The organism is Labrys sp. WJW, from assembly GCF_001676615.1.
Classification (GTDB): Bacteria; Pseudomonadota; Alphaproteobacteria; order Rhizobiales; family Labraceae; genus Labrys; species Labrys sedimenti.
Genome location: NZ_LYXZ01000023.1, coordinates 12,120 through 26,187 on the forward strand (window position 1 = coordinate 12,120; position 14,068 = coordinate 26,187).

At 63.9% G+C, this 14,068-nt stretch carries 13 protein-coding genes; 8 read left to right on the forward strand and 5 right to left on the reverse strand.

Features of this window, described 5'->3' with window-relative positions:
• Positions 1-37: 37 nt before the first annotated feature.
• Complete coding sequence (locus BA190_RS16470; RefSeq protein WP_245314757.1) at positions 38-1,813, reverse strand: tetratricopeptide repeat protein; 1,776 nt, start codon at positions 1,811-1,813, stop codon at positions 38-40.
• 170 nt (positions 1,814-1,983) lie between these two features.
• Positions 1,984-2,904 carry a LysR family transcriptional regulator gene (locus BA190_RS16475; protein ID WP_068289573.1) on the reverse strand — a complete coding sequence of 307 codons (921 nt, stop codon included), beginning with the start codon at positions 2,902-2,904 and terminating at the stop codon, positions 1,984-1,986.
• A gap of 81 nt (positions 2,905-2,985) precedes the next feature.
• On the opposite strand from BA190_RS16475, the gene BA190_RS16480 reads away from it, so the two are divergent.
• The 7 genes from BA190_RS16480 (at position 2,986) to BA190_RS16510 (ending at position 9,106) form a co-directional block, all read left to right on the forward strand.
• Positions 2,986-3,741 carry a sulfite exporter TauE/SafE family protein gene (locus BA190_RS16480; RefSeq protein WP_068289581.1) on the forward strand — a complete coding sequence of 252 codons (756 nt, stop codon included), beginning with the start codon at positions 2,986-2,988 and terminating at the stop codon, positions 3,739-3,741.
• A gap of 131 nt (positions 3,742-3,872) precedes the next feature.
• A complete protein-coding gene (locus BA190_RS16485; protein WP_068289588.1) occupies positions 3,873-5,285 on the forward strand; it encodes an MFS transporter in 1,413 nt (470 codons plus the stop codon).
• 143 nt (positions 5,286-5,428) lie between these two features.
• The gene (locus BA190_RS16490; protein ID WP_068289590.1) at positions 5,429-5,740 is read left to right on the forward strand and encodes a ribbon-helix-helix domain-containing protein; all 312 of its coding nucleotides are present in this window, start codon (positions 5,429-5,431) and stop codon (positions 5,738-5,740) included.
• Between the two features lie 162 nt (positions 5,741-5,902).
• Positions 5,903-6,307 (forward strand): cytochrome c family protein, encoded by a 405-nt coding sequence (locus tag BA190_RS16495; RefSeq protein WP_156771548.1) that lies wholly within the window; start codon positions 5,903-5,905, stop codon positions 6,305-6,307.
• 30 nt (positions 6,308-6,337) lie between these two features.
• Entirely contained in the window at positions 6,338-6,712 is a 375-nt protein-coding gene (locus tag BA190_RS16500) for a VOC family protein (RefSeq protein WP_245314758.1), read from the forward strand.
• Between the two features lie 96 nt (positions 6,713-6,808).
• Complete coding sequence (locus BA190_RS16505) at positions 6,809-7,345, forward strand: twin-arginine translocation signal domain-containing protein (protein WP_068289598.1); 537 nt, start codon at positions 6,809-6,811, stop codon at positions 7,343-7,345.
• A 189-nt stretch (positions 7,346-7,534) separates the two neighbouring features.
• Complete coding sequence (locus BA190_RS16510; protein ID WP_068289599.1) at positions 7,535-9,106, forward strand: GMC family oxidoreductase; 1,572 nt, start codon at positions 7,535-7,537, stop codon at positions 9,104-9,106.
• Between the two features lie 344 nt (positions 9,107-9,450).
• Here BA190_RS16510 and BA190_RS16515 read toward each other — a convergent pair whose 3' ends face one another.
• The 3 genes from BA190_RS16515 to BA190_RS16525 form a co-directional block, all read right to left on the reverse strand.
• Positions 9,451-9,939, reverse strand: a complete 489-nt coding sequence (locus BA190_RS16515) for a hypothetical protein (RefSeq protein ID WP_068289687.1) — start codon at positions 9,937-9,939, stop codon at positions 9,451-9,453.
• A 163-nt stretch (positions 9,940-10,102) separates the two neighbouring features.
• Positions 10,103-11,170: an ABC transporter ATP-binding protein gene (locus BA190_RS16520; protein WP_068289601.1), complete on the reverse strand. Its 1,068-nt coding sequence runs from the start codon at positions 11,168-11,170 to the stop codon at positions 10,103-10,105.
• 226 nt (positions 11,171-11,396) lie between these two features.
• Complete coding sequence (locus tag BA190_RS16525; protein WP_068289604.1) at positions 11,397-12,188, reverse strand: SDR family oxidoreductase; 792 nt, start codon at positions 12,186-12,188, stop codon at positions 11,397-11,399.
• A gap of 372 nt (positions 12,189-12,560) precedes the next feature.
• Between BA190_RS16525 and BA190_RS16530 the strand changes: the two genes are divergently transcribed.
• Complete coding sequence (locus BA190_RS16530; RefSeq protein WP_068289607.1) at positions 12,561-13,796, forward strand: sugar ABC transporter substrate-binding protein; 1,236 nt, start codon at positions 12,561-12,563, stop codon at positions 13,794-13,796.
• Positions 13,797-14,068 lie beyond the last annotated feature (272 nt).

Below are 14,068 nucleotides of genomic sequence, written 5' to 3' on the forward strand. Positions count from 1 at the left end.
AATAGCTCAAGGACCGTGGAAAGAAGCAAAGAGACGGCTATTCCTGTCTCTCTAGTTTTTTCAAGGACTCTTGCGCAGTGGCAAGCCCCTGGTCGGCAGCCTTGCGGAACCATTTGGCTGCCTCGGTCCGATCCCGCGCAACTCCATGGCCCATTGCATACATGTTGCCCAGATTGCCTTGGGCGACATCGAGGCCCTGATCGGCGGCTTTCTTATACCAGACGGCGGCCTGGCCATAATCCAGAGGAACACCCCGACCTTGATCGTATAAGAGGCCGACGGCGTATTGAGCCGTAGCAAGGCCCTGCTCGGCGGCACGGCGATACCAGATCAATGCTTGGGTGTAGTCTGGGGAGACGCCTTGGCCGCTTTCGTAGCTGTATCCCAAATTGTACTGAGCGACGGCGAGCCCTTGCTCAGCCGCCTTGCGGCCCCAAACCACAGCCAGCGCATAGTCTTGCGGAACCTCCTGACCGGCGGCATAGAGATCACTAAGGCTGCTTTGCGCTTCTGCCCAACCTTGATCCGCCGCCTTGCGGATATAGGTGGCGGCGAGAGCAGGGTCCCGTTCGACGCCTAAGCCTGATTGATAAAGCCCGGCGAGCTTATATTGCGCGGCCGCCATCCCTTGATCGGCGAGCGGCTTCCAGGAACGCAAGGCTGCGCCATAGTTGCCGCCATCATAGGCGGTCTGCCCTTCCTCGAGCGCCGACAGGGCGGCAAGCCGTGGCGTGACGGATGAAGGATTGGCCTCGCGTTCGGGCAGGGGAGCGACAGCGGATACAGACATGGCTTGGCTGTTCCAGTCTGGCAGCTCGGGCAAACGCGCCGGCAGGTCCTCGCGCCACACATGGCTCATCGCCGTAATCTTCATGCCCCCGCCTTCCGCCGCAACGGTTTCTGTCACTTCGAGAGCCGAGCCGTCGCGCAGGGACACGATGAAGGTCATTGTCACGCTCTTGCTGGCAATCCTGGCGGCGGCCAATTGCTCCCCTGTGAGTTGCTTGGCCTTCTCACCAAAGCTTGCAATCAGTCCTTCGACAGCGGATGCCTGCGATTGCTGGAACGCGGCACGATCAAAGGTTTTCGTCAGGCTGAAGGTGGCGGTTTGCCTGGCTGAATCTGCGGCTTCCAGCTTCCAGTCAATCGTGACCGGAACCGGCACGCCACGCAAATATTCCACCGTCGACGCTGTTCCCGTCTGGCCGACATCGTATGTCGAGACTTCCTGCTCTTGTATCCTGGAGAGAAGCTCCGCTTCCGGTGCAAGGCTCTGGACAACCAGGATCGGATTGCTTTTGATATTCTCGATAATATCTGAGAGGCTGTTTGGCAGGGTGACGGCAGTACCATCCGGTCCAATGGAGGTCGCACGCTGCATGTTGCGAAGGATTGCGTCAAATCCAACGAGTTTACTGGGAAAGCCGTTCAATTCCGCTTCATATTCGACCTGCTGAACACCGTAGGCCGACAGCGAGTTTTTATGGAGAGCGTTCATTGCGTAGGAGTCGACAGCCCCCTCGGCACCTTGTGGCAGATCCGCGCTGAGGGACCAGCGAACCCGCATATTCTTCGTGTCCCGTGACAGCACCGTCATACGCTGACGAAAATCCCCTCGCATTATCGTTGCCGGCTTGTTGAACCACAAGGACATGTCGGTGGAAGTGGTCTTGTGCGAACGATAGATGTATTCGACGCCTGATTTTGGGGTATATCCAGGAATCGTTACACTATCGGCTGCATGAGCGATCTCCATGCAGATCAAAAGGCATGGTGAAAGGAACAAAAGCAGGGTCTTGCGCAGGCCGTTCATTTCCATTGCTTTCTTTATTCCACCAGATTGAAATTACGGGAGCCGTCTTGGCACGGGAGCCGTCTTTGAGTGCTGGACTGCACCCTGCCGGTGATACGACAAATCAAGGCGACGAGCCTGGATTTTGAAAGGCTCGACATTCCCTTGCGCAACCTTCGAGACGCCGAAGGTCACTCACCGTCTCTGGCAAGCAGGCCCGGTGTCTGCGACGCCCCCTGCCGCTCGAGTTCGTCGATGAGCAGGCGGGCATGCATCGACAGGCCGGCGAGGGATTTGGCGCAAACCACCAGGTGGCGATCGGCCCAGCCGTCGCTGAGGCGCAGCGCGACAAGGTGCTGGCTGCCATAGCGCTCGACGGCGGCCTGCGGCAGCACGCCGACGCCGATGCCGGCCTCGACCAGGCGGGCGACGGCATCGAAGCTGCGCAGCCTGACGCGATAGGCGATGCGGCGCCCCAGGCGGGCGGCGTGGCGGGCGAGATGGTCGGTGAGGGCGCCGCCGGCGAGGCCGACGAAGGGTTCGCTGATCAGTTCGGCAAAGCCGATCTCCGGCCGGGCTGCGAGCGCGCTGGTACTGGCCGCGATCGCCACCAGGCGATCAACGCCGAGGGTGCGCGTCTGCAGTTCTGCCAGATCGGCGGTGGCGGCGATCACGCCGAATTCCGCCATGCCGGCACTGACGGCCTCGACGATCTCGGCGCTGGTTCTTTCCTCGATGTCGATGTCGACGCCGGGGTGGCTGGCCAGGAAGACGCGGAGTGCTGCCGGGACCAACTCGACCAGCCCGGCCGTGTTCGAGAGCATGCGGATCTCGCCCTTGAGGCCGGAGGAAAAGGACAGCAGCTCGCCGCGCATCTGCTCGACCTGGGCGGTGATGGTGCCGGCGTGGTGCAGCAGTGCCCGCCCGGCCGCCGTCAGTTCGACGCCGCGGCGGCTGCGGATGAGGAGACCGGTGCCCAGAGCGGCCTCCATGCCGCTCACCCGGGCGCTGGCGGAGGCGAGGGCCATGTGCATGCGTTCGGCCCCCGCGGAAATGCTGCCCGTACGTGCCACCGCCTCGAACAAGCGCAAGTCGATCAGATCGAAACGCATCCTGTATCCTTCGTTTTTTCCGAAGGAAATGCTCGGATCTTCCCGATTGTCAATTCTGCCTGCGAATGTCACGAAGCCCGTATGTCCGATTTCCTCCTGCTTGCCGGTGCCGGGCTGCTTGCTGGCGCGATGAACGCCATGGCGGGCGGCGGCTCCTTCGTGACGCTGCCGGCCCTGATCGCTGCCGGCGTGCCTTCGGTTGCGGCGAATGCTTCGAGCACGGTGGCGCTCTATCCCGGCGGCGCAGCCAGCGCCTATGTCTATCGCAGCGGCTTCGATCCGATCTGCGGCGCGCCGGCCGGCTGGATGCTCGCCGTCACCCTGGCCGGCGGCCTTGCGGGCGCGCTCCTGCTCCTGTGGACGCCGACGACCATGTTCGACCAGTTGCTGCCCTGGCTGCTGCTCGTCGCCACCCTCATGCTGGCGGCGGGGCCGCGTCTCGGCGCCGCGTTGCGGGCGCGCTTGACGGCCGGGCCTGCCGTGGTGCTGGCGATCCAGGTCCTGCTCGGTCTTTATGGCGGCTATTTCGGCGGCGCCGTGGGGCTGATGATGATCGCGGCCTGGAGCCTGCTCCATGGCGCCGATTTCAAGGCGTTGAACCCGGCTCGCACGCTGATGGTGACGGCCGCCAACAGCGCCGCCGTGCTCTGCTTCGCGCTCGCCGGGGCGGTGGAATGGACGCAGACGCTGATGGTGGGAGGCGGGGCGCTCGCCGGAGGCTATCTCGGCGCCCAGGCCGGCCGGCGGCTGCCATCCGGCGCCGTACGCTTTGCCACGCTGGCGATCGCGGTCGGCATGACGGTGGCCTTTTTCGTCCGCGCCTATGGGCGAGGGTGAATTTGGAAACGATCGTTTCCCTTTAGGTTCGCCCTCAAGCTTTCTCTTTCCAGCTCCGTCTTCTTTTTCTATGGTCCGACCAATGGCGTGGCGGAAAGTCCCTGCTGCCTTAGTCTTCGGAACCAACCTTCATGACATCCAAGCCGGCGAGCAGTTCCATCCTGGCCTTCCTCGTCGCCGGCGCCTATTTCATGGAGATGCTGGACGGCACGGTGGTGGTCAGCGCCCTGCCGCAGATGGCCGATTCCTTCGGCGTGCAGCCGATCGACCTCAATATCGGCATCTCCGCCTATCTGCTCACCCTGGCCGTGCTGATCCCGGCCAGCGGCTGGGTCGCCGACAAATATGGCCCGCGGGCCGTGTTCGGCTGGGCCATCGTGATCTTCACGCTCGCCTCCATCCTGTGTGGCCTCAGCACCAGCCTGCCGGTCTTCACGGCGGCGCGCATCCTGCAGGGCGTCGGCGGCGCCCTGATGGTGCCGGTGGGGCGGCTGATCGTGCTGCGCAACACCGCCAAGCAGGATTTGATGCGCGCGATCGCCACCATCACCTGGCCCGGCCTGGCGGCGCCCGTGCTCGGCCCGCCGATCGGCGGCTTCCTCGCCACCTATGCGACCTGGCACTGGATCTTCTTCCTCAACGTGCCGCTCGGCATCCTCGGCTTCATCCTCACCATGAAGCTGATCCCCGCCGGTAAGCCCGATGGCGCCAAGCCGTTCGACTGGACGGGCTTCGTCCTGATCGGCGTTGCCTGCTTCGCCCTGATGTATGGCCTCGACCTGATCTCGCGGCAGGACGGCTCCATGGCGCTGGCGGCGATCTGGCTGGCGGCGAGCGCCGTGGTCACGACGGCCGCGGTTCTCCATGCACGGCGCGCCGAGCACCCCTTGGTCGATCCCTGGGCCCTGCGCATCCGCAGCTTTTCCATCACCATCTGGGGCGGCTCGATATTCCGTATCGCCATCGGCGCCGTGCCCTTCCTGGCGCCGCTGATGTTCCAGCTCGCCTTCGGGCTCGATGCCTACCAGGCCGGCCTGCTGGTGCTGTGGGTGTTCGCCGGCAACATCGTAATGAAGCCCTTCACCACGCCGGTGCTGCGCCGCTTCACCTTCCGCCAGGTGCTGCTCGGCAACGGCCTCCTCAATGCCGTGCTGATCTCCTCCTATGCGCTGCTGACGCCGGCGACGCCCTTCCCGCTGATCTGCGCCTTGCTGTTCGCCAGCGGCCTGACACGCTCGATGCAGTTCACCGCGCTCAACACCATCGCCTTTGCCGATGTGCCGGAAGCGCGCATGAGCGGGGCGAACACCCTGTTCAACGTCGCCCAGCAGATGTCGATGGGTCTCGGCGTCGGCGTGGCGGCCGCGGCGCTCAGGCTGGCGGAACTCTGGTTCCCCGGCACCAACGGCTCGCTGCCGCTGGTCGATTTCCAGATCGCCTTCGCGGTGATCGGGCTGATCGCCTTCATCGCCATCCTCGACATGATCGGCCTCGATGCCAAGGCCGGCAACGAGCTCAGGGTCCGGCGGGCAGGCGCGAAATAGCACCCTGGTACCGGCAACGCCTTGGCGCGGCTTTCGCCGATTGACAGAGCCGCTCTCTTTGGAAAGAGTCAAAGAAAGCAAAGCGTTTTGCGACATGCCGCAATCGGCAGGAACTGCAAGGACGCGCCGATCGGGGGAAAGCCATGTGCCATCTGTTCGCCTCCCAGCCGCCGGAGACCTATGAGACGCATACGCGTTCGGTGCGTATCGGCGGGCATGCGACCTCGATTCGCCTCGAAGCCGTCTATTGGGACATCCTGGAGGAACTTGCGGTCGACCAGGGCATGTCGCTCGGTCGTTTCGTCACCCGCCTGCATGACGAGGTGCTGGACCTTCACGGCGATGTCCGCAACTTCACCTCGCTTCTGCGTTGCTGCTGCCTGAAATATGTCGCCGAGCTGCGGCCCGCCGCCTCGCGCCGGCCTGCCGCCTTCGATCTCGTCGCTGCGGAGTAGGACTGGGAGCTGCCGCTCTCAGGCGCGCCGGTACCCGCCGTGTTATCTCGGCTGATCACCACCCGATTTTCCGAATTCTCGACGTGTAATGCAATATTACTACCCGGTGCCCGAAGCCGGCACCTAACCTCCTGGCCATAGTCGCAAACCAAGCAGGCGGTCATGATGGGTGGGACGCAAGGAGGGATGGGCAAGGCGCTTGCCGTCATGGCAGGAGCCTGGCTGCTCGCCAGCTCTGCCGCCCAGGCGGACGACGATCTCGCGGCCGCCCAGAAGCAGTTCGTCACCAGCTGCGGCACCTGCCACGTCGTCGATCCCGCGGCGGGCCCGCGCCAAGGACCGAATCTGGCCGGTCTCATCGGTCGCAAGGCGGGAACCTATCCAGGCTACAAATACTCGGCCGCGCTCGCCAATGCCGGCTTCACCTGGGATGCCGACAATCTCGACAAGTGGATCAGCAATGCCCAGGCCTTCAGGCCGGGTTCGACCATGCCCTATCGCCAGGCCGATCCCGCCAAGCGCGCGCGGATCATTTCCTATCTCAAGTCACTCAGCGTTCAAAAATAGAGGCCAGTTGCCATGGGCATGATTCACAGCATGATCCGCGTTCTCGACGAACAGCGCTCCGTCGACTTCTACCGGAAGGCCTTCGGGCTGGACATCGCCGGCCGTTTCGCCTTCGAGAGCTTCACGCTGATCTATCTGAGCGACGATACCGGCTTCGAACTGGAACTGACGGTCAACAAGGGCCGCACCGAGCCCTACCAGCTCGGCGACGGCTATGGCCATCTGGCGATCTCCGTGCCGGATCTCGAGGCGGCACATGCGAAGGTCGTAGCCCTCGGCCTCGAGCCCGGCGATTTGAAGACGCTCTCCTTCCCGGATGGTTCGGGAGCCGCGCGCTTCTTCTTCATCCAGGATCCCGACGGCTACAAGATCGAGGTCCTGCAGCGGGGCGGGCGCTACAAATAGCCTGCCGGCCGCCAGCTCGCGCGGCCGCCCGGCATGACAAGAATGGCAGACCGGGGCGCCGATGGCAGCCCCGGCGCAACAAGCAGGGAGGACAACATGAAGAAAGCCAGGCAGGCAGGCGAACTGTCCCGTCGCGGTTTTATCGTCTCGGCTGCGACCGGGGTTGCGCTGGTGGTCGCCGGCGGGGCGCTCTACTGCCCGCGGGAGGCCTGGGCGCTCGAAGCCGGCGCGCTGAAGCCGGAGACGCTGGAAACGCTGGTCCGGATGTCGCGCGACATCTATCCGCACGACCGGCTTCCCGATCGCTATTACGCCATCGCCGTCAAGGATTTCGATGCCAAGGCCGGCAAGGATGCGGCCAGCAAGGCCCTGTTCGAGGATGGCGTGACCACGCTGGACGGGCTGGCCGCGGCGGCGGGCGGCAAGCGCTATGCCGACCTCGGCTGGGAAGAGGAGAGGCTGGCGATCCTGCGCAAGGTCGAGGCCTCGCCCTTCTTCGGCGCGGTGCGCTCGGGCCTGGTGGTCAGTCTCTACAACCAGAAGGAGGTCTGGCCCCTCTTCGGTTATGAGGGCTCCTCCGCCGACAAGGGCGGCTATATCAACCGCGGCTTTTCCGACATCGAGTGGCTCTGATCCCGGCCGGTAGAGACCGATTTCCAGCCCTCATTTCCTCCGGACGGGTTTTCCGCCGGCGGCACCCATTCCCTGAGCAAAGCGCGTTTCAACCAGAACGCATTTTTTCTCTCATTCTTTGGTTCGACGCGTCCTTGCGACCTGAGACGAGACCGTCTTTGCGCAGGACGCCTTGGAGGAGACGGAACCATGGCAGCTCCTTTTGATCTGAACGACGATTCCGTCGTGGTGATCGTCGGCTCCGGCGCTGGCGGCGGCACGCTGGGCACCGAACTGGCCCTCAAGGGCGTGAAGGTCGTGATCCTGGAAGCAGGCGGCCGCTACGAGATCGAGGATTTCGTCAACGACGAGTGGGAGAGCTTCGGCCAGCTTGCCTGGAAGGACATGCGCACCACTTCGGGAAGCTGGCGCGTGCACAAGGACTTTCCCAATCTGCCGGCCTGGATCGTCAAGGCGGTCGGCGGCTCCAGCGTGCATTGGGCGGGAGCCTCGCTGCGCTTCCAGGAGCACGAATTCAAGATCCGCTCGACCTATGGCAGCCTGCCGGGCGCCAATCTCCTGGACTGGCCGATCACCCTGGCCGAACTCGAGCCCTATTACGCGAAGGCCGAGGACAAGATGGGGGTGACGCGCACCAACAACATTCCCGGCCTGCCCGGCAACAACAACTACAAGGTGCTGGAAGCCGGCGCCAAGAAGATCGGCTACAAGGAAGTGCATACCGGACGCATGGCGATCAACAGCCAGCCGCGCGACGGGCGCGGTTCCTGCCAGCAGATCGGTTTCTGCTTCCAGGGCTGCAAGTCCGGCGCGAAATGGTCGACCCTCTATGCCGAGATCCCGAAGGGCGAGGAGACCGGCAATCTCGAGGTCCGGCCGAACAGCCAGGCAGTCAAGATCGAGCACGATGCCAAGGGCAAGGTCACCGGCGTGGTCTATCTCGACAAGGACGGCAAGACGCAGCGCCAGAAAGCGCGTGTCGTCGCCGTCGCCGGCAATTCCATCGAGAGCCCGCGCCTCTTGCTCAACTCGGCCTCGAACCTGTTCCCGGATGGCCTGGCCAACAGCTCCGGCCAGGTCGGCCGCAACTACATGCGCCACACCACCGGCTCGGTTTACGGTGTTTTCGAAAAGCCGGTGCACATGTATCGCGGCACCACCATGGCCGGCATCGTCAGGGACGAGGCGGGCCACGATCCCAAGCGCGGCTTTGCCGGCGGCTATGAGTTGGAGACGCTGTCGCTCGGCCTGCCCTTCATGGCTGCCTTTCTCGATCCCGGCGCCTGGGGGCGCTCCTTCACCTCGGCGCTCGACAGCTACGACCACATGGCCGGCATGTGGATCGTCGGCGAGGACATGCCGAGCGAGGCCAACCGCATCACCCTGCATTCCTCCGTCAAGGACAAGGCGGGCATGCCGGTCGCCAATGTGCATTTCGACGACCATGAGAACGACACCGCCATGCGCAATCATGCCTATCGGCAGGGGCAGGCGATCTATGAGGCGGTCGGCGCCATCAGGACCTTCCCGACGCCGCCCTATCCCTCCACCCACAATCTCGGCACCAACCGCATGAGCGCCAAGGCGTCGGACGGCGTGGTCAACAAGCACGGCCAGACGCACGACATCAAGAACCTGTTCATCTCGGACGGCAGCCAGTTCACCAGCGGCGGAGCGGAGAATCCCACCCTGACCATCGTGGCGCTCGCCATCCGGCAGGCGGATTTCATCGCTGACGGGTTGAAAAAGAAGGAGTTCTGAGGCGAGGGGCAAAGGGCAGTGTAAACGCTCTCACCGCGTGCCTGTCGGCTGCCTACATCTGGCGCGTACGGAATAGAGCGCGAATCCTTCCCCGACTTCGGGGAAGGTGGCGCTGCGTAGCAGCGACGGAAGGGGGAGAGTGGCGCGATCTTTGCTGTTCTGCCCAGCGCGCCACTCTCCCCCACCCGATCCGGCTTCGCCGGCCCACCCTCCCCGAAGTCGGGGAGGGACTCTCGCGCTCTGTCTTGCCGTCGTCGATACGGTCGCCTCGACAGCCACGAAGTGGAGAAGGAGAGCACACATTTCTCGGTGCCGACGAAGGCGTCGATGTCAGCCTGTCAGGTTCAGCCCGCTGTCCCCATCGGATTGGGCAGGTAGCCGACGAAGCCGGCGATCTTCCAGCGTCCGTTGATCCGGTTGCACAGATAGAGGGTTTGCCAGTTGATGGAATCGGTGCTGCCGTCGGCCTTGGCGATGGTGCCGTCGAACTTCTTGTGCGCGACTGCGCGATCGCCATTGATGTCGATCTCGGTGAGCGACGTGATGCGATAGAGCGCCTCGCGGCGAGGCTCGGCATACGCGGTAGCGGCCGAGAGCTTGGCCTGGCTGAGCCAGCGGTCTCGATAGTCGTCGAGGCGCGGGAAGATCATGCGCCATTCGTCCGGATTGGCCGATTTGAGGCCGCTCAGGCCGAAGAAGGTCTCGGCGAGGAAATCGTCCGCTACCGCCGGCCAGTCCGCCTCGAGATAGGCCTCGATGTCGCGGCGGACCAGCATCTCCCACAGGGCATGGCGCTCGGCATCGTCGGGAAAGGGATTGGTGTCGAGGGGCATCGTCATGGATTGCGTTTGAATTCTCGAGTCCCGGAACAGGTTTCCCGTCATTGCGAGCGCAGCGAAGCAATCCAGCTTTTTTGAAATGCCATGCTTGCGGCGACTGGATTGCTTCGCTGCGCTCGCAATGACGATAGAGCGAATTTGCGATCCATTCGATGCCTTACAGCCTCGCACCGCTCTGCGGATCGAAGACGTGGACATTGGTGCGGTCGACATTGAGGTAGAGCGTCTCGCCCGGTGCCGGCGACAGGCGCTCGCGGAACACGGCGCGCATCTCCGTGCCGTCGATGGTGCCGAACAGATGGGTCTCCGCGCCGGTGGGCTCGACCACGCCGACCACGAAGGGAAAGCCGGTCTGTTCGGTGCCGAGCAGGAAATGCTCGGGGCGGATGCCGATCTCCACTGCCTGACCGGAGGCCGCGGTGCTGTCGCCCATCGGCAGCAGCAGGCCGTTCTTGGTGCGCAGCCGTGGCACCCCGTCACCCTTCTCGGCCGTGCCGGGAATGAAGCCCATCGAGGGCGAGCCGAGGAAGCTCGCCACGAAACGATTGGCCGGCCGGTCATAGAGTTCGAGCGGTGTGCCGACCTGCTCGATATGCCCGGCATTCATCACCACGATGCGGTCGGCCATGGTCATGGCCTCGATCTGGTCATGGGTGACGTAGACGATGGTGGTCTTCAGGTCCTGGTGCAGCGCCTTGATCTCGGTGCGCATCTGCACGCGCAGCTTGGCGTCGAGATTGGAGAGCGGCTCGTCGAACAGGAAGAGCTCGGGCTGGCGCACGATGGTGCGGCCCATGGCGACGCGCTGGCGCTGGCCGCCCGAGAGCTGGCGGGGATAGCGGTCGAGATAATCGTGCAGATTGAGCACACCAGCCGCCTTCTTCACGCGTGGCTCGATCGACTGGGCGCTCTCGCCGCGCATGCGAGGGCCGAAGCCGATATTGGCGCGCGTGGTCATGTGCGGGAACAAGGCGTAGCTCTGGAACACCATGGAGATGTTGCGCTGCTGCGGCGACAGCTTGTTGGCGAGCTTCGAACCGATCCACAATTCGCCGTCCGAGATCTCGTCGAGGCCGGCGATCATGCGCAGCAGCGTGGACTTGCCGCAGCCGGAAGGGCCGACCAGCACCACGAATTCGCCGTCGCGGACATCGAGGTCGATGCCCTTGAGGATCACGGCCGAGCCATATCGCTTTTGCAGCGCCTTGACCTGCAGGCCCGCCATGTCATTGCCTCCCTTACGAGTTCAAAATCGGGATGATGGAACGCTACCTTCTACCCTCCCCTCGATGGGGAGGGGCGGCCTGAAAGGCCGGGGTGGGGTGAGAACCACCAATCTTGTCGGCACGGTCGCCGTATGAGTTCGATCTCTAATGGCGCAGCAGCCACCCCACCCCGACGCTTCGCGTCGACCCTCCCCATCGAGGGGAGGGTAGAAACCCTCGCTCATCTCATCGTTTCCTCTCGATGATGTCGCGCACGAAGCGCAGATTGCCGGCGGTCAGGCCGCCATCGACAGGCAGGACCGCTCCCGTCACGCCGGCGGCAAGCGGGGAGGCCAGGAAGACGGCTGTATTGGCGACGTCCTCGGGGCGCACCATCCGCCCGAGCGGGTAATGGGAGACGACATCTTCGAGGATCGCCGGATCCTTGGCAAGGCGATGGTCCCAGGCCGGCGTGCGCACCGAGCCGGGGCAGACCACATTGGCGCGGATGCCGTCGCGGCCGGCTTCCACCGCGATCGACTTGGCATAGGCGATCAGCCCGGCCTTGGCGGCCGAATAGGCGGGATTGCCGTAATGGCCGAGCCCGTTGACCGAGGCGACGAAGACGACCGAGCCGCTGCCGCGCACCGCCATCGCTGCCATCACGGGACGGGTGACATGAAAGGCGCCGGTGAGGTTGATGGCGAGCTCGCTGTCCCAGACAGCTTCGTCGACGTCACCCAGCGTCTCGGCCCGGGTGAAGCCGGCATTGTTGACCAGGATGTCGGGGACACTGCCCTCGGCCACCAGCCCGGCGATCGCCTCGCTGCAAGCCCTGGCGTCGGTGAGGTCGAAGACGAGCCGGTGCTGCAGGGGCAGGCTTTCCAGCAGGCTGCCGTCCCTGTCGGCGCCCGAGACCGTGGCGCCGGCCCGAAGGAAAGCCTCGATCATCGCCCGCCCGATGCCACCACCGGCGCCGGTGAGCAGGACATGGCGCCCTGCAAGGCCGAAAGGGTCGGAGAGGGATGGTTCGCTCATGGTGATATATCTTCCTGGGAGCGCGGACGTCCTCGTCCGCTCTTCCCGACTGCAAGCCTGGCGTTAGGGGGCGAGAAAAGGGGCGGACGAGGACGTCCGCGCTCCCAGGAAGCAGCTTCCGCAGGACTCACCCGAACATGAAACGACGTCATCTATGCATGGCAATCGCGGGAAGGCAAAGCCGGAAGCGGCGTGTCCCGGCCGCAGTATGGGGGTAATTTGGTACGCAGGGTAAATCCACCCCGGGCATAGGCCAGCTGGTCAAATCTCGCTTGCGCGGTTTTCGATTACGGGGAACATTAGCGCCCTCTTGCGGCGAGGCGCGCGGGGGCGCGGCAACGACCGCAGCAATGACAAGGACGGGGACGTTTCATGACAATGATCGGACGGATGGCGATGCTGCTCGCAGGCGCCAGTCTCCTGGCTTGCGCTTCCATCGCGCAGGCAGGCACGGTGCGCGTGACCATCGCCGAATATTCGAAGGCGACCGGCCCCTATTTCAAGGAAGCCGCCGAGGCGTTCCAGAAGGCCAATCCCGACACCAAGATCGAGATCGAAGTGGTGCCGTGGGACAATCTCCAGCAGAAGCTGACCACCGACATTTCGGCCGGTACCAATGCCGATCTTTCGATCATCGGCACGCGCTGGCTGCTCGACTACGTCTCCCAGGGTGTGGTTGCTCCGCTCGACAGCTACATCACGCCCGAATTCAAGGGCAGCTTCATCCCGACCTTCCTGTCGCCCTCGGTGATGGACGGCAAGACCTACGGCCTGCCGATCGCGGCTTCCGCCCGCGGCATGTATTACAACAAGGACGTCTTCGCCAAGGCTGGCGTGACCGAGTTCCCCAAGACCTGGACGGAGTTCCAGGCTGCCGCCGCCAAGATCAAGGCCTCTTCGCCGGACGTGGCGCCCTTCGGCCTGCAGGGCAAGGAAATCGAGACGGACGTCTATTTCTACTACGGGCTGTGGTCCAATGGCGGCGCGATCGTCAAGGACGGCAAGTCCGGCCTCGACAGCCAGGCGGCGATCGATGCGGCCAAGCTTTATAAGGGCTTCATCGATGGGGGCCTCACCGAGCCGGGCGTGACCTCCTATGCCCGCGAGGACGTGCAGAACCTGTTCAAGCAGGGCAAGGTCGCGACCGTGATCACGGCGCCCTTCCTCTCCGGCCAGATCAAGGCCGAGGCGCCCAACCTGAAATATGGCGTGGCGCCGATTCCGCTGGGTGCCGATGGCAAGCCCTTCACCTATGGCGTGACTGATTCGATCGTGCTGTTCGAGAATTCCAAGGTGAAGGACGAGGCCTTCAAGTTCCTCACCTTCCTGTTCTCGACCGAGCAGCGCACTGCCTTCGACAAGAACGAGGGCTTCCTGCCGGTGAACGCCGCCGAGGCGAAGGATCCTTATTTCGCCGACGATCCGGACAAGAAGGTGTTCGCCTCCCTCCTGCCCAACGCGATCTTCGCGCCGGTGATTCCGGGCTGGGAGGATATCGCCCAGACCACCTCCAACGCGATCCAGACCATCTATCTGGGCAAGGGCGAAATCGAGCCGACGCTCAAGGAAGCCGCCGCCAAGGTCAACGGCATCCTCGAGAAGAAGTAGCGGGATGATGGGTGGGGGTAGCGAATGATCGCGGTTCCATAAACAAGCGATACGCTGCCCCTCACCTCTATCCTCTCCCCGTAAGAACGGGGCGAGGGGCGCCGGGTGTTGCGCTTTAATGTAAAACGCCGCATTTGCTGGACAGGGCGCGACGCCAAACTCCCCCTCGCCCCGTTCTTACGGGGTATCGTCAACTCTCTTGAGTTGACTAGGGGTAAGGGTGAGGGGCAGCACAGTCCGTGCTGTGAAAAACCAATCAGCTCTTCCCTTCG